The sequence below is a fragment of the Laceyella sacchari genome (assembly GCF_004343255.1).
GTDB classification, from domain to species: domain Bacteria; phylum Bacillota; class Bacilli; order Thermoactinomycetales; family Thermoactinomycetaceae; genus Laceyella; species Laceyella sacchari.
This window is the reverse complement of record NZ_SMDD01000003.1, coordinates 556,511-583,145: the sequence shown is the minus strand read 5'-3', so window position 1 is coordinate 583,145 and position 26,635 is coordinate 556,511. Positions and strand designations below refer to the sequence as shown.

Here is a 26,635-nt window from a genome sequence, read left to right as displayed (position 1 = left end):
GGAGGATGTCGATGATGGAATGGGTGATGCGAGACATGATTCGCGACCTTTTGACCACAGAGCGGACATTGAGCCAGCACTATCTGCAAGCACAGCACATCAGCGCGAACGAGGAGTTGCGGCAAACGCTTGAACAGTGTTTATACGAAGTGAACCGGGTTCAGACCAAGTTGTTTAACGAAATGGAACAACGGGGTTGGTTGACGTTGACGACGGCGGGGCAGCAACCGATTGAGAGCGCCATTATTCACTGGGAACAACAGCTGGAGCGCCATCCCGAATTGGCGGCAAAGGAGTAAGCGTTATGTTGACTCGCATTGTACACCGCATCATCAATACTGTGGCGGATGCAGTGATGAACCGGATGATGCAAGACCCTTATACCGAGAACTTGTTTTCTTATGTGACGATTACGCAAAAACTGACATTGCGTGCAATTGTAGAAGCGGCGATGCGAGCGGAATCAGGCAAACCGATCCCTCGGCCATTGGGTAGCCCTATCGTTTTATCACAGTGGGAGCAATTGATGTTCAACCCCGTTCATCTGTACCGTATGCCCACGCAAGACGGGGTGCGCGTACAGACGGGCGTGACGATCGGCCCCAAAGCGAAAAAGCCGCTCACGCTGGAAATTCCCATTTTGATTTCGGGTATGTCTTACGGCGGGGCATTAGGATTAAAAGCGAAACAGGCGTTGGCGCGGGGCGCGAGCATGGCCGGCACGGCGACCAACTCGGGGGAAGCGCCTCTGGTGCCTGAAGAGCGACGCGAGGCCCGGTATTTTATCGGCCAATACAACCGGGGAGGATGGATGAATGACCATGAATCCCTCTCGCAACTCGATGCCATTGAAATTCAGTTAGGACAAGGGGCCCAAGCGTCTGCGCCAATGGGCTCGTCGTCGTGGCAGATGGATGACGAATTCCGCCGCCGTTTTAACATCCCGGAAGGGGAGGACGCTCCCATCCATTCGCGGCTGAAAGGGGTCAATCGACCCGAAGAGTTTCCGCCGTTGGTGCGCAAATTGAGGCAGACTTATGGTGTGCCTGTCGGATTGAAGACATGTGCAACGCACTATCTGGAAGATGAGATCGATTGCGCATTGGAGGGTGGGATCGACTATATTGTGGTCGACGGTGCCGAAGCGGGTACACACGGAGGGCCGACGACGTTGCAGGATGACGTGGGATTGCCCACGTTGTATGCTTTGGCACGAACCGTGCGTCATCTGGAAAAACGCGGGGTGAAGCACGAGGTGTCGGTGATTGCTGCGGGTGGACTTACCACGCCGGGCCATTTTTTAAAAGCGATGGCATTGGGGGCCGATGCGGTTTATATCGGCTCGATCGCCTTGGTAGCTATGCTACAAACACAATTTAACTTGGCGTCCCCGTTTGAACCGCCGGTGCAGAGCGTGCTTTACCACGGAAAGTTCAAAGAAGACCTCAATATCGAACAAGGCGCAGAACATCTGGCCAAGTTTTTGAAGTCCTGTGTGGAAGAGATGAAGCTGACGGCCATTTCGCTGGGGAAAACCGATCTGCAACAAATCGGACGTGATGATCTGGTATGTATGGATCGCGAATTAGCTACGGTGCTGGGGGTCGACTATGCCGGATGGTCACGCGCCGAACAGCGTGCCACCAAAAAAGAACATATGGCCTTGAAGCCGGACAAGGCCGATTCGTTGTGGAAATGGGATGACTTCATGTCCTACAATTCCGGAGAGGAAGCCGGAGATACGACAAGGCCCCTCCATTGATCGCATATCTGTAAGACAAAAGCCAACTCCTCGTCAGGAGTTGGCTTTTTGCTTAAAATCCTTGCAAAGTGGTCCACACTTCCAATTTGGTTTGCACTTTGCTGATCACTTCATTGGTAAATTCGGAAGTGGTGGAGCTTCCTCCAAGGTCAGAGGTACGTACGCCTTCCCGCACCGTTTCGATGACCGATTCATAAATTGCGCGTGAAGCGGCAGAGGCTTTGGCATCGCCAAAATAGGTGAGCAGGGAGGCAGCGGCCAAGATCATCGCCATGGGGTTGGCCACGTTTTTGCCGAAGAGCGATGGCGCTGTGCCATGCGGAGCTTCAGCCATGATCACTTGCGGATTAAATTCATCGTCAAAGCTCATCAAGATCGATTCGGAACCGGCGATGGAGCCAAACAGTTGCAACACCATATCGCTCAAGCAATCACCGTCGCGGTTGAGGGCGGGGATAACTAATGGATCGCCGGAGTTGTTGATCAGAAGCGCGTAGGTCGCGTCGATCAACTGCGGTTCATACCGGACTTCAGGATATTTTTGGCTCGCCAGGTCCATTTCTTCTTTTAGCATGCCTTCATACACGGGGCTTACGGTATATTTGGGGCCACCAAATACTTTGGCATTCGTTTTTTTGGCGTGACGGAACGCGAATTCGGCTACGGCACGGCAGGTCTTGCGATCGATGGTTTCCGTGCGATATGCGACTTCATCGAGGCCTTCCCCATCCCGCCATTCTTTGGCGCCATAAGCGTCGCCAACAGCCATCCGAATCACAGAGATCGGCGCGAAAGTCCCTGCCACGGGCCGTACGCCAGGAATCCGACGACCTGTGCGGATGATTACTTTGCCGTCAATCTCTTTGCGCAAGATAGCATTGGGGCTTCCTACATCCCCTTTTTCTTCAGGGGTGATGGTGGCAGCTTTCAATCCGAAGCCAGTGCGTTTCATCGCTTGTGCGGCTTCATAGACCACTTGGTTATTGGTTTTACGGCGATGTTCCAAGCTAAGGTCAAAGGTTTGGAAATCGATTTCAAAACCGATTACATTGGGATCCAGAACGCGCAACGCTTCTTCCAGCAATTCCTGTCCGGTTTGGTCTCCCTTCATGATCACAACGGATTTTGTGCTCAAGTTTCTTCACCTCGTTCAACGGATCACAAATTTATATAAACAGGTGGGAGATAGGTCCTTTATCTCATATAGCCTGTTGACAAAGTGGCCCAGAGCCGATTTTTGAGTCACCGTTTCCAGTTGCTCAGACGGGAAGTGGCTCCGCCGCCGAACGCAGGCAGCGGGCAACGTCCGCTTTCGCGAGGCGTTTTTGCCCCTAAGCCCGCTTTCTTCCTCCGTTCGGCGCTCCGTTTTGATTCAGAGCTTCCAGTCACACTGTTCTCAAAAATCTTGCTCGTTTCGGGTTTGTCTACAATATGGGAGATAAGCCCTTTATCTCTGTCGATATTTTATTATACTATTATATATTTGTCCATTTTATTGAATTCAAGACCATTTTTACAATGGCCTTTCTTGCCTCTTCCACCTGCCATCTCGGTTTGCAGGCACTTCCGAATGATTGAGAGAAGTTGTAGATTCATTGAAAGAGAAGTGACATTTGTTTCCGGTGTTCCAATTATCGAGTAAAATGGGGAAAGACTGATTTTTGCGCAGATGTTTTGAATGATTGGCAGCCCGTGGCTTGGCGGGCTTTGTTTGAAGAGGGTGAGAAGGGAGAGTCATTGTGTGATTTTAAAACAAGGGAGAAGATGGGCGCTTGTTTTGTCGAGCTTGCTCCTTGCTACGCAAGCTGCATGCTCTCCTCCAGCACAGACTGGTCGGGAATCGCCCACCACCTGGGTGGATGAGAAGATCGAGCAGATGAGTCTGGATGAAAAGATCGGCCAGATGTTTATCATGGGCTTTCGTGGTGAAGCAACTGAACAAGCTCACACGGTGAATGCCCAAGCTGAAAAGCTGGTTAAGGACTACCATATCGGGGGGATGATCTTATTTGATCGCAATGTGGACAACCCCCGTCAAGTAACCAAGCTTAATCAGGACTTGCAAGCACTGGCGATGAACAACGGTGCCAAAATTCCGTTGTTTGTGACGATTGACCAAGAAGGGGGCCGCGTGAGTCGGTTTCAAGAAGGGGCTACACTGTTTCCTGGCAACATGGCTTTGGGTGCCACCCGCAAGCCCGAATTGGCTTACCGGACAGGAAAAGAGATGGGAACCGAGTTGAGAGCGATGGGCATTAATTTGGATATGGCCCCGGTGCTAGATGTAAACAACAATCCGCGCAATCCGGTAATCGGTGTTCGCTCCTTTGGAGAAGACCCGCAGTTGGTCTCTCAGATGGGGACAGAAATGATTCGCGGTTTTCATGATGCGGGCGTGCTGACGGTGGTAAAGCATTTTCCCGGACACGGGGACACTGCGGTCGATTCCCACGTAGGTTTGCCCAAAGTGCCGCATGACCGGAAACGGTTGGAACGGTTGGAGTTGGTTCCGTTTAAACAAGCCATCGATAAAGGTGCGGACATGGTGATGAGCGCACACGTGGTCTTTCCGGCCATTGAACCGACACCGGGCTTGCCAGCCACCTTGTCCAAACGCGTATTGACGGATTTATTGCGCAAGGAGTTGAAGTTTGACGGCGTCATTACCACGGATGACATGGAAATGGGCGCCATCAAAGATCATTTCGGAACCAGCCGGGCGGCGGTGAAAGCGATCCAAGCGGGCGCGGATATCGTATTGGTCTGCCACCAATTGGATGTACAAGAAAAGACGATTGCCGCTGTCAAACAAGCCGTCAGTGAAGGGAAGATCACGGAAGCGCGGATTGACCAATCCGTTCGCCGCATTTTGTCATTGAAAGCAAAAGAAATTGGCAAGCGTTCGATCATCACCCATACCCAACCGGAATCAGCGCAAGGGGAGCCGTTCGCCAACAGCGCCCAAGCACAAGCTGTGGCTAGGAAAACGGCGGAAGGGGCAGTTACTTTGCTGCAAGACAAACAGAAGCGCCTTCCGTTGGCCCCATCCAAGACGGCTCGTCTGCTGATTGTCACTTCAAATAAGCCGCAAGCGTTTAAAGCCGCGGCTGAAAAAGCAGGGTACCAAGCCGACGTGGTCTGGGTGGAGGAGTGGGCCAAAGCGCCAGTGAATGAGCTTATAGCCAAGGCGGAACGGGCCGACGCGGTGGTGATAGGCATGTCACGCGCGCAAACCAAACAATTGGCGCTCATCAGACAGTTGGAAATGAAACAGAAACGGGTCATCGTGATGGGCATGGATGTGCCATATGATGCGGTCAAACTGCCGTCCGCCTCCACTGTGTTGGCGCTGTACGGGGCAACCCGTCCTTCGATCGAGGCCGGCATGCGCGTGGTGGCCGGACAGCTCCCGGCTACGGGCCGATTGCCGGTCACCGTGTCAGGTGCTTATCCTTATGGGTTTTCAGCAGGAGTTGATGGAGGGGGAAATGAATCGTGATCATAACGATTAGTGTGGCGGTAATCGCTGTTGCATTCGTGGTGCTGTCCATCTTTTTGATTCGCACGCTCAATGCGGTCAGACAGGTGATGCTCAATGTGGATCAAACGGTGAACGGCTTGAAAGAGAAAGTGGAGACGACAGTGGAAGAAACGCGACTCACTTTGCAAGAAACCCGGTTGTTGGTTGAAGATGTTCGCGAAAAGTCCCGCAAGGCAGATGCTGTGGTCAACTCCTTAACTGAAGTCGGCAAGAGCTTGGAGCAAGTTTCTTCAAGCATCAACCGCACCGTTTCCGCAAACCAAGAAAGATTGGGCAATGTTGTTGCTTTGGTGGGAGCCGGAATCGATTTGGTAAAAAGATGGCGGTCTGACCGCAAATCTTGATGAGAGAGGATGAGACACCGATGAGCAAAGGTAAATATTTTATGGCGGGTGCTGTGATTGGCGGCTTGATCGGGGCAGCGACTGCGCTGTTGGCTACGACCAAAACGGGCAATGAAATCCGTAAAGAATTGGGGAAAGGCTTGGAATTGGCCAAAGAGCGTGGAAAAGAGTTATACCTGACGATCAAATCGCAAGCGCCGGTGGAAAACAAATGGGAAAAAGTAAACGATGAGGGGACCGTGTTGGTTAACCGCTATATTGATGCGCCCTCCTCTACCACGCCCGATTATATTTCGATTGAAGATAAGAAATAATGAACGTGAAGGCGGTCATGCATGATGATCGCCTTTTTGCATAAAGTTGAAAAAGGTTTGCGAAGACGTGCCAAGAAAGAATACGAACGTGCGTCTGACGCCTGGCGCAAAGATAAGCTGAAAAACTGATAAGGATGTGGAATGGATGGAAAAACCAGCGCGAATCACCTCTGTGGAACAATTGGACGAATGGATGGCAAAAGCGGGCAAACGCCCCTTGTTGTTGTTTAAACACAGCACTTCGTGCCCAATCAGCGCGGCGGCCTACGGCGAATGGGAAGCGTTTTTATCTTCGGATGCAGCAACAGAGGTGCTGTCCGCTGCCGTGTTCGTAATCGAAGATCGACCACTGTCCAATGAAATTGCCGAGCGATTTGGGATCAAACATGAGTCTCCACAAGCGCTTTTCGTGATCGGAGATGAAGTGAAGTGGCATGCTTCTCATTGGAATATCACCAAACAGGAGTTGACCGATGCCGTGCAGTCACTCTAAGTTGATACAGGTGCAGAATTCCCTCGACAAAGTGCTTGTTTTTCGATATAATGGCGAAAATTATTTTTCTAGTTGAGAAGAGAGGAGCAAGAAGAGTGAGAGAGAATCAATTAGACGCATTGCGACAAAAGCTGGATGAAGTCAATTTGAAACTGTTGCGACTGTTAAACGAACGAGCGGAACTGGCAAAGCAAATCGGTGAAGTGAAACAAAAGCAAGGCATTAACAAATTTGATCCGGAGCGGGAGCGTGTCATGTTGGAAACGCTTGTTCAACACAACGAAGGGCCGTTTACCGACAACACCGTGCGTTACCTGTTCAAGCAGATTTTCAAGGCATCTTTGGACTTGCAACAAACAAGCCAAAAGAAAACTCTTCTTGTAAGCCGCGAAAAACAGGCGACCGACACGGTGGTAGACATCAAAGGTACCTTGGTGGGGGCGGTGAAGCCCCAAGTGGTGGCTGGGCCCTGCTCCGTGGAATCAGAAGAGCAAGTGTTTGAAGTAGCCCGAGCATTGAAAGAACAAGGCATCGAACTGATGCGCGGCGGTGCATTCAAACCACGCACCTCCCCTTACGACTTCCAAGGATTAGGGGAAGAAGGGTTGAAGATTTTGCGCAAGGCCGCTGACCAATTCGGTTTGAAGATTGTCAGTGAAATCGTCAACCCGAGTGACATGGAGATGGCTGAACAATATGTAGACGTGATTCAAATCGGTGCCCGCAACATGCAGAACTTTGAGCTGTTGAAGGCGGCGGGTGCGGTTCGCACTCCTGTCTTGTTGAAGCGAGGATTGTCTGCGACGATCGAGGAATTCTTGTTTGCTGCCGAATACATTTTATCGGGTGGTAACGATCAAGTTATTTTGTGTGAGCGCGGCATCCGCACCTATGAGAAAGCCACGCGCAACACATTAGACATCTCGGCTGTGCCGATTTTGAAAAACGAGAGCCACTTGCCGGTGTTGGTCGACATCACACATTCCACAGGCAGACGGGATATTTTGTTGCCATGTGCGCGGGCGGCTTTGGCAGCGGGGGCTGATGGCATCATGCTGGAAGTGCATCCAAATCCGGCAGTTGCTTTGTCGGACGCCAAACAGCAGATCGACATCCCTACTTTCGACACTTTTATCAAAGACTTGCGCGCTTCCGGTTTGCTAGATCAAAAACAAGTGACCGTGCGTTAAAATGACATAAAAATATATCCAAAGCAGTACTTTTTGGTGAAAAAGCGAACAGACCTATCGTCGGTTCGCTTTTTTTGCTTATAATTTGTTATGATGTTACAAGGGATATTACTTTAACGCTTGCCATAGTAGATAATTGCGAGGCCTTTGCAAATAAATGAGTTGGACTTGTTTTGTAGGGGGAGGAAGCTTCGTTGAATGTACGCGAATGTTTGGAATTGGCCAGTGCCAATCGTGTTACACCAGAGCAGTTGTATCAATTTTTTGCGACACGCCTGCCGCGGTTGATTGTTTTGTACAATCACGGCGAAGCGGGGGAAACGCCGTTTCTGGCGCGGGGAAATGAACCCAACAGCCGCTTCATCGTGACTTTTACCGATTTGGAAGCGGCACGCAATGTTAAAGTGAATGAACCGGAACATGTGCGGATGACCGAAGAGCCCGCCCTTTCGTTTCTGATTAAGGCCTATCGATCGGATGCACAAGGGATTTTATTTAACCCCGGACTCCCGTCACGGCTGTTTCTGACCAAGCAACATGTTTTGCAGATGATCCAAGAGTATGCCGCCCAACAGTTTTCACAAATGACCGGACCCTGGGTGCCAACCATGGATCAAAACATGTTGATGGTGGAGTACCAGCCAGAGTCGTATACGATCGCCGTTTACGCCTCTGAGCAAGATGCGGAGTATGTGACCCGGAAATCAGGTGGGCAACCTGTGCAACACCCATGGTCCGTCATCTGGGATCGGTGTGAGGAGCTGGGCACGTCGTCCTTGTTTTTCCACTTTAGCTTGCCGGAACAAGCTTTGTTGACAAGCAAGCATATGGAAACGATCCGTTTTGGCAGCCAACACGGTATCATTGACGAGAACGTCGTGGAGCATCCGTTTATGATCGCTTTTGACAGCGGCTCCTCCCAGGTTGCGGCAACGCCCCAAGAAGAAGTGCCACCAGTTGAAGACCATCCGCTGGAACCCCATTCATCCCAAGCGGTGGAGTCCCGGCAGGAAGATGTGCCGTTGGTGGATCACCCAGCACCGCCAATGACTCCGCCTATTCCTGAAGTGACTCCAAAAGCGACGGAATCACCGCAACCGGTGATGGCGCCGCAGGGAGCAGCTCAGACTCAGGGATCAGAGCGGCCGATAGACCCGGATGTGGCGCAAGGGCTGAAAAAATTAGAAAAAGCGACTATCGAAGGGCAAGGAATGGGCAACGGTTGGGAAGTGTGCCGGGCGATGGCTGAATTGCGCCGAATCTGGGTTGTTGTCGACCCCGACGGCAATATGGTGATTTTGGCCGGACAGGATCATAGCCCCATTGTCGACTTTTTCACTTCTGCCCGTCACGCAGAGCGGCTGATTGCGGAAGCGCGGCAGAAAAATCCGCACTTGCCGCCGATGGTTCCTCGCTTGATCTCAACCAAAAAGCTGTACAAAGCGTTGGCTCCGCGTACCCCGATTGTCTGGATCAACCGGGGATCGCCGGAAGCGTGGACGAGTATCATGGGCGACACCCTGCCATATGTGTTGCAACTGATGTCCCAGTTGCGCAATGAAACGATCTGAGGCCCATTCCGAGGACATAAGACAAAAGTGTGGTTGCTTTTCTTATGTCTGGAAAAAATAATCGTGCGGCCATAATCGTTTGTGAAAGGCCAAGATAGACTGGCAGATCAAGAAATTTGACTGAACTGGATGTGAATGAATAAGTATGGTGAAGAAAAAAGAGACGATAACCATTTATGATGTGGCCAGGGAAGCGGGCGTATCGATGGCGACCGTTTCCCGTGTGGTGAACGGAAACCCTAATGTAAAACCAGTGACTCGCAAAAAGGTGCTGGATGTTATTCGACAGTTGGGATATCGGCCCAACGCGGTGGCGCGGGGCCTGGCCAGCAAAAAGACGACCACGGTGGGCGTGGTGATCCCGGACATCTCCAACACCTTTTATGCGGAGTTGACCCGTGGGATCGAAGACATTGCCACCATGTATCATTACAATATTATTCTAAGCAATTCCGATATGAAAAAAGAGAAAGAAATCCAGCTGGTTGAGGCGTTGTTGGAGAAGCAGGTGGACGGACTTCTGTTCTTAGGCGGTGAAATCACCGACTCCCACCGCGAAATTTTTGCTGCTAGTACGGTGCCGGTGGTATTGGCCGCCACGCGTGACGAAAGAAGAGAACTCCCTTACGTGACGATTGATCAAATCCAAGCAGCCAAAGAAGCGACCACTATCCTCGTTCATGAAGGGCATGAACAAATCGCCTTTATCGGTGGGCCGCTGACCGATTCGGTGAATGGATACCCGCGCTATGTGGGTTACAAAGAAGCAATCGAAGAAAGCGAAACTTCGTTTGATGAAGCGTTGGTGCGGTTGGGCGATTACCGTTACCGTTCCGGTTATGAGGAGATGAAGAGTTTGCTTGAAAGCCAGCCGGGCGTGAGCGCGGTGTTTGCGGCCAGCGATGAGATGGCGGTGGGAGCGATCCACGCCGTGCAGGATTTAGGTAAGCGCGTGCCGGAGGATGTGTCCGTTATCGGTTTTGAGAATATCCCGCTTTCTTCCCAGGTGCGCCCGTTACTCTCTACGGTCAGCGTGCCTATGTACGACATCGGCGCGGTTGCGATGCGCTTGTTGACCAAGTATATGAATGACGAGCAAGTAGAAAGCGGACAAGTATACCTGCAATATAGCATGGAGCTGAGAAATTCCACCAAACTGAAAGAATGGGAAGATGAGCGCTAAGCGGATCGGCCCGGGGAGAAGAGGGATGAACAGATGAAAGACAACAAAGAAATTATCGGCGTCATCGGCGCCATGGATGAGGAGATTAAAGCGTTGCTAAACGCTATGGAGGATGTTCAAGAGCAGGAGCGTTACCGTGTCACGTATTACTCGGGAATGCTGTGTGGCACACCTGTGGTTCTCTGCAAATCCGGCGTGGGCAAAGTGAATGCCGCTGTGTGCACACAAACGCTGATCGACTATTTTCAAGTAGATGCCGTGTTGTTTACTGGAGTTGCAGGGGCTCTGCATCCCGATTTGGACATTGGGGATATCGTCGTTTCCACTGCTTGCCAACAGCATGATATTGATGCCAGCCCGGTCGGTTTTCCGAGAGGGACTGTACCATTCCAAGATGTGTCGATTTTCCCGGCCGATGAGCAGCTCGTCGCTTGGGCGGTCGAAGCAGGCCGTAGCATTTCCGGCGTCAAGGTATTGACGGGCAAAGTCCTGTCCGGTGATCAATTCATCTCTGATGCCGGCAAAGTGCGGGAGTTGCGAGAGCAGTTTGACGGGGCTTGTGTAGAGATGGAAGGGGCTGCCGTCGCCCATGTGTGCCATTTGGCCGATGTACCATATGTGGTGATCCGCTCTATGTCTGACCGCGCTGATCACACGGCTGATGTTAATTTTGCCGAGTTTACAGAGCTGGCCTCCGAGCGTTCTGCTAGCATGATTCAAGCGATTTTGCGCCTGCGGATGCAGAAATAATTGGATGAGTACTCCCTCTTGTTCCAGGACAAATTAGGTTTAGGAAAGGGGGAGTTTATATGCCAAAAGATGTCTTGTGTGAAGTGAGCAACTGTACTTATTGGGGACAAGGCAACAAGTGCAAGGCGGATGCCATCTATGTGGTCACCCATAAAGAAGAAGCGGAGACGAGCAAGGAAACAGACTGCAAGACATTTCAACCGCAGCATTAAACTCCAACCGGCGGCTGTCTAAGCCGCCGGTTATTTTATTGTGTTAAATTGCTAATATTTATTCATGTGATATAATAATGAAAACTGAAATCGTTTGCAAACAAAGGGAGGCGTGACTTGATGACCCATGAAGAACGCGTGCCAGTCCAAACCACCGGCAACAATATGAGCAGTTATGAAGAGGCGAGATCCCATTTTGATTGGAAACAAGTGGAGCAGGCATTTTCTTGGCACCACACCGGCAAGGTGAACGCCGCCTATGAAGCCATAGACCGTCATGTGGAAGCGGGGAAGGGAAACAAAACAGCCTTGATCTACAGCGACGCTGTGCGAGAAGAGCGTTACACGTTTTTGCAACTAAAGGAAAAATCCAATCAATTCGGCAATGTGTTGCGCAAGTTGGGCGTCAGTAAAGGGGATCGCGTGTTTGTGTTTATGCCGCGCACTCCGGAGCTGTATGTCAGCGTTTTGGGAACCATCAAAATCGGAGCCATTATCGGGCCTTTGTTTGAAGCGTTTATGGAAGCGGCCGTCAAGGATCGGCTGGAGAATAGTGAAGCCGTTGCGCTGGTGACAACGCCTGCTTTGTTGGAGCGGGTGCCGGTGGATGCGCTTCCTCATTTAAAACACATCATTTTGGTCGGTGCGGTGGGAGAACTGGTCGAAGGATATTACAGCTTTGAAGAGGAAATGAGTCAAGCTTCCTCCGATTTGGACATTGAATGGGTTGATCGGGAAGACCCGATGATCATTCATTATACATCTGGTTCTACAGGGAAACCCAAAGGCGTTTTGCATGTGCATAATGCCATGATCCAGCATTACCAGACAGGGAAGTGGGTGCTAGATCTGCAAGATGACGACATTTACTGGTGCACGGCTGATCCGGGCTGGGTGACGGGCACTTCCTACGGAATTTTCGCGCCGTGGCTCAATGGCGTGACCAATGTGGTGCGCGGTGGCCGATTTAGTCCCGATGATTGGTATCAAACATTGGAAAAATACAAAGTAACAGTCTGGTACAGTGCGCCGACGGCTTTCCGCATGCTGATGTCGGCGGGGGAGAGCGTTGTTAAAAAATATGATCTTTCATCGGTAAGGCACGTGCTGAGCGTGGGTGAACCGCTGAACCCCGAAGTGGTGCGCTGGGGCCTGAAGACGTACGGTAAGCGTATCCATGACAACTGGTGGATGACGGAGACTGGTGGCATCCTCATCTCCAACTACCCGCAGATGGAGATCAAACCGGGCTCGATGGGTAAGCCTTTCCCTGGTATCCATGCGGCGATCATTGACGATGAAGGGAACGAGTTGCCACCGTATACGATGGGGAACCTGGCGATCCGGACTCCATGGCCGTCGATGATGCGCCAGATCTGGAAAAATCCCGAGAAGTACCAAGAATATTTCCGCATTCCTGGATGGTATGTGTCAGGCGATTCTGCCTATATGGATGAAGACGGGTATTTCTGGTTCCAAGGCCGACTGGACGACGTGATCAATACATCCGGTGAACGGGTCGGGCCGTTTGAAGTGGAAAGTAAGTTGGTGGAGCATCATGCCGTGGCTGAGGCAGGAGTGATTGGTAAACCGGATGCGATCCGGGGTGAAATCATCAAAGCGTTCATTGCGTTGCGGGAGGGCTATGAACCTTCGGAGGAGCTGAAAGAGGAGATCCGCCAATTTGTGAAGACGCGTTTGGCCGCCCATGCTGCCCCGCGCGAAATTGAGTTTAGGGATAAGTTGCCGAAGACAAGAAGTGGCAAAATCATGCGCCGGGTGTTGAAAGCTTGGGAGTTGGGTTTACCTACAGGCGATTTGTCTACCATGGAAGATTGAAAAAAAGCACCTTCCCCGTGGTGATGGGGAAGGTGCTACTTTTATTGCGACGTTTCGCCGCCACCATTTTGTGTGTTGTTGTGCCCGTTTTCTCCCCCGGTCGGCTGTTGAGGAGTTTGATCTCCAGCTGGCTGTTGGGGAGTTTGTCCCGTATTGGGTTGTTCTGGAGTCTCTCCTGCCGGAGGTTGTTGTCCTTGAGGTTGTCCCTCTCCCTGTGCGGGATCTTTCCCAGGCTCCGCATCGGTTTTCGGGACGGCGCGGCCGCATTCAAAACATTTGCCGCTCGTCAAACCGCCTGGATTGTTAAAATTGCTACCCGGTTTAATCAAATCCGGCTTGGTTTGAGCTGCCGCTTTGAACAGGCGAGCCCATGCTTGCTTGGTGAACGTTTCATGTGCATTTTTATAATGTTGATCATAACCGGACCATACTCCCAGAGACACCTCAGGAGAAAAACCGACAAACCATAGATCAACGTAATTACTGGTGGTTCCTGTTTTACCGGCGATATTGTATCCGCCCAATTGTCCACCGATAACTTTAGCCGTACCGTTACGTACAACTTCCCGCATCATTTGCGTCAATTGGTATGTGGCTTGCGGGCTAAAGATTTGTTTCTCTTTAAACTGCTTATTAAAATCATAAATGACATTGCCAGAAGAATCTTCAATTCGCTCGATTAGGTGAGGCTTGTTGTATACACCGGAGTTGGCGATCATGGCAAAAGCAGCAGTCATTTGAGCTACCGTATATCCTTTTCTCATCCCACCGAGAGCCGAGGCTTCGCCATCCCATTTATGTGGAGGCATGTCCATCTTCCGCAAGTAGTCGAAAGCGTGTTGCACCCCAAGTTTTTTGATCAACTTGATTGCCGGAGTGTTCAACGACCATTGCAAGGCATAAGTCGCTGTGACCGGGCCATTTTTGTATTTCCCGTTTGCGTTTTTGTACATCGTACCGTCACCTTTGGGAACGGGTTCATCCCAAATCATCGAATCAGGGGAGATGATGCCGTCGTTTAAGGCGGGACCGTAAACCAACAGCGGTTTGATTGCAGAGCCGGGTTGCCGTTCTACTTCAAACGCGTGATCAAGTTGCGTATCTTTAAAGTCGGTTCCTGAAACAAAGGCAAGTACAGAACCGGTTTTATTGTCAATGAGTGTTGCCCCAATTTGCTCTTTGACTTTCTTCCCGTTTTTCCATTTTCCTGGGACATTCATATTTTTGATCGAGTCATTCAAAGCATTATAGAGTTGCTCATCAATGGTGGTATAGATTTTATACCCACCTTTTTTGATGCGGTCACGGTATTCTTTAATATTTGCTGCGTTTTTTTCTGCTTTGTCCTGCTCCATCAATATATCAACGGCTTCGTTTTCTGTGGCTGTAATGATGTAGGGGTATTTTTCCAATGGATTCACAAAATCAGTTGGTTTGGCCAGGGAGTTTTTAATATCGAATTTAATCGCTTGATCATAGTCAGCTTTCGATATTTTTTTGTTCTCAAGCATTTTAGCCAAAACCAATTTCATCCGTTTTGTCCCTAATCGGATATTGTCATCCCCACGGAATGGATTGTATGCATTGGGGCGTTGAACCATCCCTGCAATATAAGCCGCTTGTGGCAAACTGAGCTCTTTGACGTCTTTATTGAAGATCCCGCGTGCTGCAGCGACAACGCCGTACATGTGCTTTCCGTGAGCACCTTTGCCAAAGTAAACGCTATTCATGTAAGCGACAAAGATTTCCTCTTTGTTGTAATATTTTTCAATCCTTAAGGCATTAATAATTTCAAGGGCTTTCCGTTCCAACGATTTTTCTTGGGTAAAGAGTTCATTTTTCACTAATTGTTGTGTAATGGTACTACCGCCTGTGGTCACTTCACTACCGGAAACTTGTTGCCAAGTTGCACGGATCAGAGATGAAGGAACGATCCCTTTATGTTGATAAAACTCATGGTCTTCGACTGCTAAAAAAGCATCGGTCAAATAAGGGGTGACTTCATTCAGTTTTTTGACGAGCTTGCGATCATCAGGGGAGATTAACGCACCAATCGGTTTAGGTGGTTGATTCCCATCTTCAGATCGGAAATAAGCGTAACTCGTTTGTGACCAACCAGACAATTCTTTGTCAAAATCAGATTTGGTACGTATTTTTTCGTCTTTGGTTAGCGCTGATACAACGCCTGCACCAACCCCAACACTGCCAACGGTAACGATAGAAATCGTAGCTAAACTAATATATAGAACTTTGCCAATTATTTTTAATGCCTTTTTCTTCCCTTTGGCTTTTTGTTTATTGTAAGGGTATTTTTCCATCTTTCGCCCCCCCCTTGGTTCCATGCGAAGATAATTATATCACAGGGATATGCATGCTAGGTGTTATACAAATTATGACAATATCTTTTGTGATGGAACGATGATTTTTGCTTTTGGATTCATTGTTAATGGGAATGGGCATATTGGTAGTTTGGGGTGGTTGCACACTGATGAATAGCAGCGGCTCCAAAACCGTTTTCCCATTCGCTTCACTTGTGCATCGACGCTTATTGGGACAGGTTTTTCGGTCGCTTCTTTTTAACTTGATGTACTAGACACGATCAGGTCATTGGCTGTGGATGAGAAGTGTTTCATACGGGTATAGCTGATGATTCCGGCCTACTCTTTTTGAGTGAATACAAATAACCCTCCATCCCTTGACGGGTGGAGGGTTGTTTATTAATCGGTCTTGGCGGGATTAATCCCGATTCGGCGGTCGTGGTGGGAAGGCGGGCCTTTGATTGCCATCCCCGGGTTCGTCACCACCGGGATTGTTACCAGGACCGTCGCTTGGATTATCACCGGGGCCATCCCCCGGATTGTTGCCAGGGTTGTTACCGGGATTATCGCCAGGTTCGTCACCAGGCTCGTTACCGGGATCGCCAGGCTGATTTGGCTTTCTCTGCTTCTGTTCTTCTTCCTCTTTTTTCTTTTGCTTCGACAAGTAGTCGTTGATGGCGCCGCAATCCAAGCAGGAGATGTTGTCTCTTAGGCCGCCGGGCGATTGGAACCGGGCATTTTTGTCAAAGTATTCCGGTGCGGCAGCTGCAGCGGCTTTAAAGATGTTGACCCACGCCCGCTTGGTGAATTTGTCGTTATGGGACATGCGGAAGTTATGGTCATATCCGCCCCAGGCACCAATGGTGATGTTTGGCGTGGAACCGATGAACCACAAGTCTTTGTCGTCGCTGGTCGTTCCTGTTTTGCCGGCAAGGTCATACCCATACACACGAGAACCGATATAGACCCCGGTGCCTTGGGTGACGACATTGCGCAGCATTTTAATCATCTGATAGGAAGTTTGCGGCGAGAAGACCTGTTTTTGTTCTGCTTGGTGCTCATAGATCGTGTTGCCGTTCGCATCGGTGATCTTGGCGATCAGATGAGGGGAATTGTATTTCCCTTCATTGGCGAATGTGGCAAACGCGGCAGTGATCTTATCCACGGTGTAGCCACGGTATTGCCCGCCAATGGCCGCGGCTTCCGTGTCATTTTTGTGGGGAGGGATGTTCAGTTTGCGTAAGTAAGCGAAACCCACATCGTGTCCCATTTTGTTAAATGTTTTGATGGCCGGGATGTTGAATGAATACGTGAGCGCTTTGGTCACTGTCACAGGGCCGTAGTATTTGTTGGCCGCGTTCTCGTAATAGCCTGAGCCGTCCGCTTTTGGATACTTCTCGTCCAGAATGAGGGTAGAGGGGCTAATAATCCCTTCTTCCATCGCTGGGCCGTACACGATGAGCGGCTTGATGGCCGAACCGGGCTGGCGGTAAGCGTCAAGCGCGTGGTTTAGTTTCCCTTTGTTGTTGGAAGTGGGTACAAATGCCAGCACGGAGCCGGTGCGGTTGTCTAAGACCACGGCGCCCAGCTGTTCTTGCTCTTTCACTCCCTTGTAAGTGCGGGTGTGAAAGGTCAGCCCTTTGCTGGCGGCGGCGTTAATGGCGTCGTACATCGGTTTGTCGATGGTGCTGTAGATGTGGTAGCCGCGCGTCAGCACTTGTTCGATGTAGTGATTCAAAGTCGTCAGGTATTTCCCTTCCTGACTCAATTTTTCAATGTCCAAGCCGTCCTTCTTCATCAGGATTTCGGCCGCTTCCTCTTCCAGAGCGTACATGATGTATGAGTAGTTGGTGTAGCCGTTGCTCTCGTTATTGGGCTTGGCCAGGGATTGTTTGATGTCAAAATTTAGCGCTTTATTATATTCTTCTTTGGTGATTTTATCGTTTTCTAGCATTTTATCCAACACGAGCTTCATGCGTTTTTTGCCGCGGGCGAGGTTTTTTTCGCCCCCAAAAGGATTGTAATCATTGGGCCGCTGTACCATGCCGGCGATATAAGCGGATTGGGCCAAGTTTAAGTCTTTGGGGTCTAAGTTGAACAAGCCTTTGGCCGCAGCCTGTACGCCATGAAGTCGCTGTTTGTTGGCACCGTTGCCAAAAAAGACAGAGTTCATATAATAAGTTAGAATTTCATCTTTTTCATACATGGCATCGAGCCGGATGGCCAAAATGATTTCTTTTGCCTTCCGCTCGAGGTCTTTGTCAAAGTCTTTCAGGATGACGTTTTTGACGAGCTGTTGCGTGATCGTGCTTCCGCCAGTGCTCACCTCGGACTTGGCCAGTTGCTGGTACGATGCGCGTAATAGAGATCGGGGAACCACACCTTTGTGCTTGTAAAAGTCGCGGTCTTCGACGGAGATAAAGGCATCTACCAGATACTTGCTCACATCGTTTTTGGATCGAATCAGTTTGCGCATGTCGCCACCATTGCGAAATGCGCCAATTCTCAGGGGTTGGCCTTGTCCGTCTTGGGTTTGGAAGTAAGCGTAGCTGTTTTGGAACAGACTGTCCAATTCCTTTTGGAAATCTTCTTTGGTGCGAATCGGTTCATCCTTCACCATGGCGGACACGATCCCCGCCCCGACTCCGATTCCCGCCGCAACCAAAATCAGTGCGACGGCGAATAAGACGTAAAGGGCCCCAAGGATTTTCTTGAATATGCGAGTATTGGAACTCTTGCGAGAACGCCGCATTTGGTGTTTATCCATTCACTTGATACCCTCCTCGTTCTAGGGTAATATTATAGCATAATCGCATGTCACAAGCCCCTGACTCGTCAGGTAACATATTGAAAAGCTGTGAACAAGCGCAGTAGTCGATGGATGGAATCCATGTCAGAGAGCTGGTGGTTGGTGCGAACCAGTGGATCGCTATCGATGAATTACACTTGGGAGCTGATGCCGGCCTAATGAGGTCGGTGTACGGAGCGATCCGTTATGCAATGAGGGGAAAGCCAATTCGTGCTTTCAATTAGGGTGGTACCGCGGAAATAAACTCCGTCCCTTTTGGGGGGCGGGGTTTTTTTATATTTCAAAAAGGTTGGTGGTAAACATGGGTACGCAAGAGCAAGCGATGAAGCCTGAAGTTCAGGCTGAATTGGAGAAACAACTGAAAATTATTCAACGAGGAGCGGCAGAAATCCTTCCAGCAGAAGGATTGATTTCCAAATTGCGCCGTTCGATTGAAACGGGAGAGCCGCTCAAGGTTAAATTAGGTTTGGACCCGACTGCGCCGGACTTGCATATCGGCCACACGGTGGTCTTCAACAAGCTGCGCGACTTTCAGAAACTGGGGCACATTGTGCAGTTGGTCATCGGTGATTTCACGGCCCAAATCGGCGACCCGACAGGCAAGTCGGAGACGCGCAAACAGTTGACGGAAGCGGAAGTAAAGGAAAACGCCAAAACGTACACGGAGCAACTGTTCAAAGTGTTGGACCCGGACAAGACGGAAATCCACTTCAACAGCTCTTGGTTGAGCCCGCTCACTTTTGCCGATGTGACATTCCTCGCTTCCAAGTGCACGGTGGCTCGCATGTTGGAGCGGGATGACTTCTCCAAACGTTACCAAAGTGGGCAAGCGATCAGCATTCATGAATTTTTCTACCCGCTCATGCAAGGATACGACTCGGTGGCGCTCAAAAGTGATATCGAGTTAGGTGGAACGGACCAGACTTTTAACCTGCTCATGGGGCGTCAACTACAAAAAGAATATGCGCAAGAGGAACAAGTGATTCTCACCATGCCGTTGTTGGAAGGCTTAGACGGCGTGAAGAAGATGAGCAAAAGCTTGGGCAACTACATTGGGGTGGATGAGGACCCCAACAACATGTACGGCAAGGCGATGTCTATCCCAGATGAGTTGATGGTAAAATACTTTGAACTGGCCACGGATCTGTCGTTGGAGGAGTTGGAGGAGCTGAAACAAGGGTTGGCTGAGGGAACCATCCACCCGCGGGATGCCAAGATGCGCCTCGGTCGCACGCTGGTGCGGATGTACCACGGCGAACAAGCGGCGCAAGAAGCTGAGAACCACTTCAAGACCGTGTTCCAACAGCGAGACTTGCCGGATGACATGCCCGAAGTGCAGGTCAATGCCGCCGACTTGGAGGATGGACGGATGTGGATTGTCGCTTTGCTCAGCAAATTGGGGCTTGTGGCCACCAATGGAGAAGGTCGCCGCATGATCCAGCAAGGGGGCGTACGCATCAACCAACAGAAAGTGACGGACCCGCAGGCAAAAGTGGAAGTGCAAGATGGGATGGTTGTGCAAGTAGGTCGGCGAAAGTTTGCCAAAGTGATCTTGGGTTGATGTAAACTCGATACCAGGACGGCATGCCGATGGAGGATGCCTCCGTCGGCTTGTTTGTCCCGGTGTGATGACAAGCTGGCACGGAGCCAAATTCGGATAAATAAATCATCATCCTTTTACCGATTTTTCTCACTTTTCAGTATAATAGAGGTGAGTTTAAATCCGATTAAAAGGATGGGGATGATTTATTTTGACTAAGCGAAGCAATAAAGGATTGCAGTCGCACGATCATGGACTGCGGGTGTGGGAGAAGTTGCACCATGAGTATTGGCATGAAGAGTTGATGGAAGAGATCAAGGCTGAATTGGAGGAAGCGGTGGCTAAAATGGAAGCCCACATGGAAGAGGAATGTGTGTGCGGGGACAGTCGTCTGGATGTAGCGTTTTATCGAGAAATGCTGTCATTGGTACAGACAGGGCATCACGAGCGCAACTTTCGGGTCTTGCCGTTCGTAGAAGAATCCTTGCGTCGGTATGTGGAGACGAAGCTGTCTGATCACAAGTGTCTTCGCCATCTTCTGAGGACGCGGCACCGTTGGGGACAGGATGTGTTAAATCAAACGCATGGCTGCTAACTGATGCTCAACGACTGGGAGAAACATGCTGGCTCCGCCTCCGGCCCATCAGAAGGCGGAGCCGACCCTTAATATTCTACAAAGAATGGATGTCTGCGTTCATCTAAACAGTAGAGAATCCGTTGTTTCATATGTCGCCATGTGACAAGGCGCATCGCTGTTTCAACCGGGAAATAGCCAGCATCTTCGTATTCATCGCCATTGGTGGAGATGCGGCCGCCGATCGGTTTGCCGATGAATAGAAAGTTGCAGATATTCGAGCGCACATTTTGGAATATGCCGCAGTATTTGACAAGTTTGATGAGAACCCCGGTATCTTCCTTGACCTCGCGAATGGCGGCAAGGCGGATGGATTCATTCTCTTTTACTTGACCACCGGGAAGCTCCCAACCGCGTTGAGGGTGTTTGATAAGCAGGATTTCCGCGTCATAGTTAAGGATCAACACATATGCGGCGAGAATATGCTTAGGTGGTGTCACAGGGATCACCTAACCTTTGAGGATTTTAAAAACGTTCTAACCGGTATGGAAAAGGGGTTTGGGGTTAAGCACCGGGAAACGGTGCAAAAAAGCGATATCTGATTTGAGCGGCGTTTTTGGAATGTTGAAACAACAGTAAGGCGAAGGAATGAAGAGATGGAGGATGAGATGGGGTAGTGAGAAGAGAAACAAACCCCTGTATCTATATTTTAGCAAAAATTGCTAATGAGTTATATATAGAAAGGGATAAATATATGTTAAATAAGATTCATAGTTCTCGCTGACACTTCATCACCATGAAAAAACGGCTGATCCATGGGATCAGCCGTTTTTTTATCAAATCCCCCAAATTAACGGGAGTAGAACTCAACGATCATGGTTTCGTTGATTTCGGATGGCATTTCGGAACGCTCTGGCAGGCGGTTGTAGGTAGCCTCCAGTTTGTTCTCATCGAAAGACATGAACTCTGGCAGGTATTGACGCTCTTCCAGAGCTTCTTTGATGATGCTCAGATTGCGGCTTTTTTCACGCAATCCGATCACTTCGCCAGGTTGTACTTGGTAAGACGGACGGTCGAGCTTTTTGCCGTTTACCGTGATGTGGCCATGCACCACCAATTGGCGGGCTTGGGCACGGGTGCGGGCGAAACCAGCGCGGTAAACGAGGTTGTCAAGGCGAGATTCCAGGAGTTTCATGAAGTTTTCACCATGAATCCCTTTCATCTTGCCTGCACGCACAAACAAGTTGCGGAATTGTTTTTCGCCCACGCCGTACATCAGGCGCAGTTTTTGTTTTTCTTGAAGCTGAAGTCCGTACTCACTTAATTTTTTGCGTTGGCCTGGTCCGTGTTGACCTGGGGCATATGGGCGTTTAGCCAACTCTTTACCGGTTCCGGAAAGAGAGATACCCAGGCGACGGCTCAGTTTCCATGTTGGTCCAGTGTAACGTGCCATTGTTATTGCTCCTTTCATCATTTGCATTTGTTTCTTGCAAATGACAGGGTGCTGATTCGCTAACGTTATCCACGCCTTCCGGATAGCGGCGAAAGGCAGGACACCCATGAAGAGCTCATGGGGCGAATCAGTGAGGGTGATCCTCTCACCTATCGTTTGCATGCTATCCTCAAATTCCCTCGGAGGCAGTTTGAGCCATACAAAGAATAATTATAGGGGAAATCCATGAAAAGTCAATGTGCCGGCGGTTTGTTCCAGCTGTTAATTTTCGTCAGCTACAGCCCGCTCTTTGGGCGGAGTAACCCTCACATAGTGAATAGGCATGCCTCGGGAAGAGAACTTATCTTCGTATTCCGTGGTGATGTTGGTGGGGGCATAGGGACTGTGGTGCAGATCGCGGCTGATTTCGACCACTTCCCACCCCCGCTCTTCAAATTCTTCCAACGAGAAGTCGAACAGGGAGACGCTATCCGTTTTTAAGATCAGGTCGCCAGCCGGCGCCAACACTTGTTCATATAAATCAAGAAACCGGCGGTAAGTTAAGCGACGCTTGGCATGCCGCTTTTTGGGCCAAGGATCGCTAAAGTGCAGATAGATGCGGTCGACTTCTCCGGTTGCGAAAATGTCGGTTAAGTTTTCCACATCGGCCCATATATAGCGGAGGTTGGTGTTTTCGGTTGCTTCGCCCTTGCGAACAGCCTGCAAGAGCGGCTCTTCAATTCGTTCCACCCCGATCCAATTAATATCAGGTCGCAATGTTGATGCTTTGGCCAGGAATTGGCCTTTTCCCGTGCCGAGCTCTACATGAAGCGGATGGGTTTCATGAGGGAAGGCGGAGCGCCACTGGCCTTGCATCTGCCCTTTGTTGTCTTCTGTTGGGGTGAAGACAAGGGGATGTTCCATCAATTTTTGCTTTGCTTCAGGTTTTCTTCTTAATCTCATCGTTAGCCTCAACCATTCTTCCAAGTATTTTCGTGTTTTATTATAAACGGGCGGAACACGGAAAACAAAAGATTTATCCAGACAAGGTCGGAGCATAGGCTACTCGCGCCTTGCTTTTTCACCGCGCCCATGTGATGATAAAACCAAAATGGTGCGAGCGGAGGCTTGGTCAGATGTCTTTCCAAAATGCGATGCAACCCCGTTTGGCGGAGTTTTTCCAGCGCGCGATCCGGCAAAACAAGCTGGCGCACGCGTTTATTTTTTACGGCAAGCCGGGGACAGGCAAAAGGGAATTGGCGTTGGAATTGGCGAAAGCCGTCAACTGTGAAGAGAGCAAGGGGGACCCGTGCGACCGCTGTCCTTCATGCCTGCAAATTGCTCACGGCAATCATCCCGATGTGGTAACCATCCAGCCGGACGGGAATGTGATCAAAATCGCCCAGGTGAGGGAGCTGCAAGCCAAGTTTAAATACAGCGCGCGCCAAGGCATCACCCGCGTCGCCGTGCTGGAACAGGCAGACAAGATGCGCGATGAAACGGCCAACAGTCTATTGAAATTCATTGAAGAACCCAGCTCCCCCATGGTGGTGGTGTTGATTACGGAGAATTTATCCGACTTGCTTCCCACCATCCGATCCCGGTGCCAACGCATCCGCTTTCCTGAACTTTCTCCGGAGCAAAAGCGTCAGAAACTGGTGGAGGACGGTTTGCCGGCTAAAGTGGCAAGTGTGATGGCGCACCTGCCAGGAAAAGTGGATATGGAGGAGTTTGACCCGCAAGCGTTTGAAGAGACATGCCGGCGAATCATTGACTGGGGTAACCAAATTTTGGCCGGACAAATGAGCGCGCTGTTGACCCCGACTGAAAAATGGTTTCAAACTGAAGTGGAGCAAGGGCGAGCGGAGCAGCTTCTCGATGTCCTGCTCCTTTGGTATCGTGATGTACTTATGCATGTGACGGTAGATGGGGCGCGTGTTTTCCGGGAGTGGGAGGTGCGCTTTCCCGACCGATACGGGCAGGATCAATTGTTGCTTGCTATGGATAATGTCATGATCGCCCGTCGGTTGTTGATTCGACCGCAATACAACAACCAGAGCATTATCGAGCAGATGGTCATGTCGATCCAAGAAGGGCGGCTGACCATGGAGAACGGCTGGCAACTGATCTCCCTGTCCAAGGTTTGAGAGCGGGGCTCTTTTGTGAAAGAGCCCCGTTTTTTTTATGTCAAACGTGTGCGAGGTCGGTGTAAACAACAGATCACAGCAGGGTAAGCCGTAGGCTGAAAATCGGGCGGGGCACTTTTGTCAATAGATTCAATATATAATAGAAAAAAGCAGATCATATAGCAGAGAGGAAGACGAAAATGGAAACCCATGTATTTCTAGTGCGTCATGGTGTCACCGAGTGGAACCAAACAAAGCGCTATCAAGGGCATCAGGATGTGCCGTTGAGCGAGCTGGGGCGACAACAAGCGGAACGGGTTGCCGCCTATTTGGCCGATCAGCCGTTTGCCGCCATTTACTCCAGTGATTTGGAGCGGGCTCATGAAACCGCGAGGTGTATCGCGGCCAAACAGGGGATATCCGTCACTTGTTTTCCCGAATTTCGCGAGCGCCACGGTGGAGAATGGGAAGGACGCACGGTGGAAGAAGTGTTGCGGGAGTATCCTGACTGGGAGACGGTGCGGCTGACGGGTGGCGTGTACGGAGTGGAACCCACCACAGCGGTGCAGGAGCGGTTTGTGCGCAAGTGTGAAGAATTGGTGCACAAGCACCGCGGCGAACGGATTCTGATTGTGGCCCATGGCATGTGTATTACCGCCGCGTTAGGCGTGCTGACTCAAGGAGAAATCGACTTTGGGAAAACCAGGCTGGAAAATACAGCCATTTCCCATCTGACCCATCATGAATTGGATGGGTGGAAATTACGGTCGTTTAACCAGACCCCTCACTTGGAAGCAGAATAGAAGTCCGGCCAGATCAACATGCGCAGATGGCCTGGTAATACTTGCAGGCGAGTGGGGATAAACATATTTTTCTCCCCGTCGCAGTCCACCTTCAAGCTCGGCTCTGTGATGACTTCGAGGTGGGGAGTCTTGAACGAAATCAACCCTTCGGCACTCGGTCTTTCCGCTGTGAACAGCGAATAGGTGAGGGAAGTGACGGCAGAGAGGGAGAGTTCTTTGAAGATCAAGAAGTCCAACAACCCATCATTGACTTGGCTGTATGGGAAATACGCTTCCACTCCGCCGACATAGGAACCGTTTCCCACCAGTACCATTACTGCTTCGCCTTTGAAATGTATCCCATCTCCGTTTACTTCCACGTGGAAGCTTCGTTGTTCTTGGATCATGTGAAAGGCACTCAAGTAATAGACGATGCGGCCAAACTGCTTTTTTATTTCGCTGTCGATCTGTTCAGACACTTGCGTGATCAGCCCGATCCCCCAGAAGTTAAGAAAATAGCGGTCTTCATACTTTCCGACATCCATGGCTTCTCCCCTGCCTTCAAGCAAGGTCTCAACCGCCTCGTCAATGTTTTGGGGAATGCTGAGCGTACGCGAAAAGTCATTACAAGTGCCTAAGGGTAAGATGCCAAACACTGGGCGCCTTTCTAATTTGATGCATTCATGCACGATGCCGTCCCCACCAGTGGCGATAATGAGGTCGACGTCCGCCGCCTGCGAGGTGATGGCCCTGGCTCCATCACCGGGGCGATTGGTGTGAACCACTTCAATCGATCCCAACGCATGGCGGTGCGAGCTGGGGTTGCTTGCTAACCCTTTTTTGATTCGTTAATATAAAGTAAGACATAAAACAGTTGGCAAGGTAGGAAAGCGCGATGACATTGGAAACCTTATATCAAGAGATGCAAGACTTGACCCCATCGGAAGTGAAGACGATCCACAAATTGGTGCAAGCTTTGAAACGCACTCGTGTCAGCCCGCTTGCCTATATCGAAGAGATGATGAATTTTCAAGTGCTCGGTTATGATGCAGACAAAGGAGTTTACTTGCACCGCATGTTCATCACTGATGAATTGCGCAACCGCTTCAACATGTTGCATGGTGGCGTGACAGCGACGTTTATTGACACGGCGATGGGTTCGACCGTCATCCAAGCCGAGGGGAGCCAGGCGAAAGCGGTGACGCTGGATTTGAACGTGCATTTCCTCGCGCCGGGCGAAACGGGATGGCTGACGGCAGAAACGTCCGTCATCAAAAAGGGAAAAACCATCATCGTGATGGATACGAAAGTAACCGACGAGCGGGAAAAGTTAATCGCCACAGCTTCCTCAACCTTTTTTCGCTTGAAGTAGGTGGGGGCTAATATGAATAAACCTTATAAGATTGCTGCGAAAGCTATTATTTTCGATCGGGACCACGTGCTGATCTTACGCAAGTCTGAGGAAGAGCGGACGAGAAAAGAGACGCATGGGTGGGATTTTCCGGGAGGCGGATTGGAGCCTTCCGAACCGTTGATGGACGCGTTGTCCAGAGAAGTGATGGAAGAGACGGGTTTGCAAGTAAAGGTGGTTGCACCGGCTTACATCTATGATGAGATTCAAGAGGAGAAGCACTTGATTATCGTCAAGTTTGCCTGCGACCAGCCGTTGGGCCAAGTGCGGTTGAGCGCCGAGCATGAGAGTTACCACTGGGTGCCGTTGGCCGACTTGGATCAAGGAGAATTTCCCGATTGGATGAAAGAGGAGATCCGCCGCGCTTACCGCGTGTATACCGATTTTCGCGGGATCGAGCGCGAATGAAACCTTCCGCCGCTAGGAAGGTTTTTTTCTTGTTCA

25 protein-coding genes and 1 other annotated feature are annotated in these 26,635 nt (G+C 50.3%); of the genes, 18 read left to right on the top strand and 7 right to left on the bottom strand.

Features of this window, described 5'->3' with window-relative positions; translation table 11 throughout:
- Positions 1-11 precede the first annotated feature (11 nt).
- Positions 12-299, top strand: coding sequence for a spore coat protein (locus tag EDC32_RS13230; RefSeq protein WP_158283381.1), 288 nt, complete (start codon positions 12-14; stop codon positions 297-299).
- A 5-nt stretch (positions 300-304) separates the two neighbouring features.
- Positions 305-1,762, top strand: coding sequence for an FMN-binding glutamate synthase family protein (locus EDC32_RS13225; RefSeq protein ID WP_132222848.1), 1,458 nt, complete (start codon positions 305-307; stop codon positions 1,760-1,762).
- Between the two features lie 52 nt (positions 1,763-1,814).
- Here EDC32_RS13225 and EDC32_RS13220 read toward each other — a convergent pair whose 3' ends face one another.
- Positions 1,815-2,873: an isocitrate/isopropylmalate family dehydrogenase gene (locus EDC32_RS13220; protein WP_054096026.1), complete on the bottom strand. Its 1,059-nt coding sequence runs from the start codon at positions 2,871-2,873 to the stop codon at positions 1,815-1,817.
- Positions 2,874-3,503: 630 nt separating this feature from the next.
- Here EDC32_RS13220 and nagZ point away from each other — a divergent pair.
- The 10 genes from nagZ (at position 3,504) to acsA (ending at position 13,199) form a co-directional block, all read left to right on the top strand.
- Entirely contained in the window at positions 3,504-5,261 is a 1,758-nt protein-coding gene (gene nagZ / locus EDC32_RS13215; protein ID WP_158283380.1) for a beta-N-acetylhexosaminidase, read from the top strand.
- Positions 5,258-5,647, top strand: a complete 390-nt coding sequence (locus tag EDC32_RS13210) for a DUF948 domain-containing protein (RefSeq protein WP_158283379.1) — start codon at positions 5,258-5,260, stop codon at positions 5,645-5,647. The genes nagZ and EDC32_RS13210 overlap by 4 nt, the downstream gene beginning before the upstream one ends.
- Positions 5,648-5,667: 20 nt before the next feature.
- Positions 5,668-5,961, top strand: a complete 294-nt coding sequence (locus EDC32_RS13205) for a YtxH domain-containing protein (protein ID WP_029071882.1) — start codon at positions 5,668-5,670, stop codon at positions 5,959-5,961.
- A gap of 145 nt (positions 5,962-6,106) precedes the next feature.
- Complete coding sequence (gene ytxJ / locus EDC32_RS13200; RefSeq protein ID WP_132222840.1) at positions 6,107-6,454, top strand: bacillithiol system redox-active protein YtxJ; 348 nt, start codon at positions 6,107-6,109, stop codon at positions 6,452-6,454.
- A 95-nt stretch (positions 6,455-6,549) separates the two neighbouring features.
- Positions 6,550-7,644: a bifunctional 3-deoxy-7-phosphoheptulonate synthase/chorismate mutase gene (locus EDC32_RS13195; RefSeq protein WP_132222838.1), complete on the top strand. Its 1,095-nt coding sequence runs from the start codon at positions 6,550-6,552 to the stop codon at positions 7,642-7,644.
- 194 nt (positions 7,645-7,838) lie between these two features.
- Positions 7,839-9,215, top strand: a complete 1,377-nt coding sequence (locus EDC32_RS13190; RefSeq protein ID WP_132222836.1) for an SseB family protein — start codon at positions 7,839-7,841, stop codon at positions 9,213-9,215.
- A 145-nt stretch (positions 9,216-9,360) separates the two neighbouring features.
- Complete coding sequence (ccpA, locus tag EDC32_RS13185) at positions 9,361-10,398, top strand: catabolite control protein A (RefSeq protein ID WP_022736871.1); 1,038 nt, start codon at positions 9,361-9,363, stop codon at positions 10,396-10,398.
- Positions 10,399-10,431: 33 nt separating this feature from the next.
- Positions 10,432-11,148 carry a 5'-methylthioadenosine/adenosylhomocysteine nucleosidase gene (locus tag EDC32_RS13180; protein ID WP_132222834.1) on the top strand — a complete coding sequence of 239 codons (717 nt, stop codon included), beginning with the start codon at positions 10,432-10,434 and terminating at the stop codon, positions 11,146-11,148.
- Between the two features lie 59 nt (positions 11,149-11,207).
- Positions 11,208-11,360, top strand: a complete 153-nt coding sequence (locus EDC32_RS13175; protein ID WP_132222832.1) for a DUF1540 domain-containing protein — start codon at positions 11,208-11,210, stop codon at positions 11,358-11,360.
- Between the two features lie 120 nt (positions 11,361-11,480).
- A complete protein-coding gene (gene acsA / locus EDC32_RS13170; RefSeq protein WP_132222830.1) occupies positions 11,481-13,199 on the top strand; it encodes an acetate--CoA ligase in 1,719 nt (572 codons plus the stop codon).
- Positions 13,200-13,240: 41 nt separating this feature from the next.
- Here the strand turns inward: acsA and EDC32_RS13165 are convergent, their stop codons facing one another.
- Together EDC32_RS13165 and EDC32_RS13160 are read right to left on the bottom strand one after the other, a co-directional pair.
- Positions 13,241-15,517 (bottom strand): transglycosylase domain-containing protein, encoded by a 2,277-nt coding sequence (locus tag EDC32_RS13165; RefSeq protein ID WP_158283378.1) that lies wholly within the window; start codon positions 15,515-15,517, stop codon positions 13,241-13,243.
- Between the two features lie 418 nt (positions 15,518-15,935).
- Positions 15,936-18,284 (bottom strand): transglycosylase domain-containing protein, encoded by a 2,349-nt coding sequence (locus tag EDC32_RS13160; RefSeq protein WP_132222826.1) that lies wholly within the window; start codon positions 18,282-18,284, stop codon positions 15,936-15,938.
- Positions 18,285-18,365: 81 nt separating this feature from the next.
- Positions 18,366-18,583, top strand: a binding site (T-box leader).
- A gap of 44 nt (positions 18,584-18,627) precedes the next feature.
- On the opposite strand from EDC32_RS13160, the gene tyrS reads away from it, so the two are divergent.
- Complete coding sequence (tyrS, locus tag EDC32_RS13155) at positions 18,628-19,887, top strand: tyrosine--tRNA ligase (protein ID WP_132222824.1); 1,260 nt, start codon at positions 18,628-18,630, stop codon at positions 19,885-19,887.
- A 190-nt stretch (positions 19,888-20,077) separates the two neighbouring features.
- Positions 20,078-20,461, top strand: a complete 384-nt coding sequence (locus tag EDC32_RS13150) for a hypothetical protein (RefSeq protein ID WP_132222822.1) — start codon at positions 20,078-20,080, stop codon at positions 20,459-20,461.
- A 68-nt stretch (positions 20,462-20,529) separates the two neighbouring features.
- On the opposite strand, the gene EDC32_RS13145 is transcribed toward EDC32_RS13150, so the two are convergent.
- From EDC32_RS13145 to trmB, 3 genes are all read right to left on the bottom strand, one after another.
- Complete coding sequence (locus EDC32_RS13145; RefSeq protein WP_132222820.1) at positions 20,530-20,940, bottom strand: NUDIX hydrolase; 411 nt, start codon at positions 20,938-20,940, stop codon at positions 20,530-20,532.
- Between the two features lie 350 nt (positions 20,941-21,290).
- Positions 21,291-21,893: a 30S ribosomal protein S4 gene (gene rpsD / locus EDC32_RS13140; RefSeq protein WP_022736862.1), complete on the bottom strand. Its 603-nt coding sequence runs from the start codon at positions 21,891-21,893 to the stop codon at positions 21,291-21,293.
- Between the two features lie 261 nt (positions 21,894-22,154).
- Positions 22,155-22,835, bottom strand: a complete 681-nt coding sequence (gene trmB, locus EDC32_RS13135; RefSeq protein ID WP_246026946.1) for a tRNA (guanosine(46)-N7)-methyltransferase TrmB — start codon at positions 22,833-22,835, stop codon at positions 22,155-22,157.
- 173 nt (positions 22,836-23,008) lie between these two features.
- Here trmB and holB point away from each other — a divergent pair, with 173 nt between their 5' ends.
- Positions 23,009-24,019: a DNA polymerase III subunit delta' gene (holB, locus tag EDC32_RS13130; RefSeq protein WP_158283377.1), complete on the top strand. Its 1,011-nt coding sequence runs from the start codon at positions 23,009-23,011 to the stop codon at positions 24,017-24,019.
- 179 nt (positions 24,020-24,198) lie between these two features.
- Complete coding sequence (locus EDC32_RS13125) at positions 24,199-24,801, top strand: histidine phosphatase family protein (protein ID WP_132222814.1); 603 nt, start codon at positions 24,199-24,201, stop codon at positions 24,799-24,801.
- Here the strand turns inward: EDC32_RS13125 and EDC32_RS13120 are convergent.
- Positions 24,783-25,625, bottom strand: coding sequence for a diacylglycerol/lipid kinase family protein (locus tag EDC32_RS13120; protein ID WP_132222812.1), 843 nt, complete (start codon positions 25,623-25,625; stop codon positions 24,783-24,785). The two genes, EDC32_RS13125 and EDC32_RS13120, sit on opposite strands and share 19 nt — an antisense overlap.
- 50 nt (positions 25,626-25,675) lie before the next feature.
- Between EDC32_RS13120 and EDC32_RS13115 the strand changes: the two genes are divergently transcribed.
- Together EDC32_RS13115 and EDC32_RS13110 are read left to right on the top strand one after the other, a co-directional pair.
- On the top strand, positions 25,676-26,152 hold the full coding sequence (locus EDC32_RS13115) for a PaaI family thioesterase (RefSeq protein WP_132222810.1): 477 nt from the start codon (positions 25,676-25,678) through the stop codon (positions 26,150-26,152).
- A 12-nt stretch (positions 26,153-26,164) separates the two neighbouring features.
- A complete protein-coding gene (locus EDC32_RS13110) occupies positions 26,165-26,599 on the top strand; it encodes an NUDIX hydrolase (protein WP_054095940.1) in 435 nt (144 codons plus the stop codon).
- The last annotated feature ends 36 nt before the right edge of the window (positions 26,600-26,635 follow it).

Excerpts from the sequence above, each read along its gene's own strand:
- EDC32_RS13230 (WP_158283381.1), top strand. The coding sequence starts at position 12 with ATGATGGAATGGGTGATGCGAGACATGATTCGCGACCTTTTGACCACA.
- EDC32_RS13225 (WP_132222848.1), top strand. The coding sequence starts at position 305 with ATGTTGACTCGCATTGTACACCGCATCATCAATACTGTGGCGGATGCA.
- EDC32_RS13220 (WP_054096026.1), bottom strand. The coding sequence starts at position 2,873 with ATGAAGGGAGACCAAACCGGACAGGAATTGCTGGAAGAAGCGTTGCGC.
- EDC32_RS13205 (WP_029071882.1), top strand. The coding sequence starts at position 5,668 with ATGAGCAAAGGTAAATATTTTATGGCGGGTGCTGTGATTGGCGGCTTG.
- ytxJ (WP_132222840.1), top strand. The coding sequence starts at position 6,107 with ATGGAAAAACCAGCGCGAATCACCTCTGTGGAACAATTGGACGAATGG.
- ccpA (WP_022736871.1), top strand. The coding sequence starts at position 9,361 with ATGGTGAAGAAAAAAGAGACGATAACCATTTATGATGTGGCCAGGGAA.
- EDC32_RS13180 (WP_132222834.1), top strand. The coding sequence starts at position 10,432 with ATGAAAGACAACAAAGAAATTATCGGCGTCATCGGCGCCATGGATGAG.
- EDC32_RS13175 (WP_132222832.1), top strand. The coding sequence starts at position 11,208 with ATGCCAAAAGATGTCTTGTGTGAAGTGAGCAACTGTACTTATTGGGGA.
- acsA (WP_132222830.1), top strand. The coding sequence starts at position 11,481 with ATGACCCATGAAGAACGCGTGCCAGTCCAAACCACCGGCAACAATATG.
- EDC32_RS13165 (WP_158283378.1), bottom strand. The coding sequence starts at position 15,517 with ATGGAAAAATACCCTTACAATAAACAAAAAGCCAAAGGGAAGAAAAAG.
- EDC32_RS13160 (WP_132222826.1), bottom strand. The coding sequence starts at position 18,284 with ATGGATAAACACCAAATGCGGCGTTCTCGCAAGAGTTCCAATACTCGC.
- tyrS (WP_132222824.1), top strand. The coding sequence starts at position 18,628 with ATGGGTACGCAAGAGCAAGCGATGAAGCCTGAAGTTCAGGCTGAATTG.
- rpsD (WP_022736862.1), bottom strand. The coding sequence starts at position 21,893 with ATGGCACGTTACACTGGACCAACATGGAAACTGAGCCGTCGCCTGGGT.
- trmB (WP_246026946.1), bottom strand. The coding sequence starts at position 22,835 with ATGAGATTAAGAAGAAAACCTGAAGCAAAGCAAAAATTGATGGAACAT.
- holB (WP_158283377.1), top strand. The coding sequence starts at position 23,009 with ATGTCTTTCCAAAATGCGATGCAACCCCGTTTGGCGGAGTTTTTCCAG.
- EDC32_RS13125 (WP_132222814.1), top strand. The coding sequence starts at position 24,199 with ATGGAAACCCATGTATTTCTAGTGCGTCATGGTGTCACCGAGTGGAAC.
- EDC32_RS13115 (WP_132222810.1), top strand. The coding sequence starts at position 25,676 with ATGACATTGGAAACCTTATATCAAGAGATGCAAGACTTGACCCCATCG.
- EDC32_RS13110 (WP_054095940.1), top strand. The coding sequence starts at position 26,165 with ATGAATAAACCTTATAAGATTGCTGCGAAAGCTATTATTTTCGATCGG.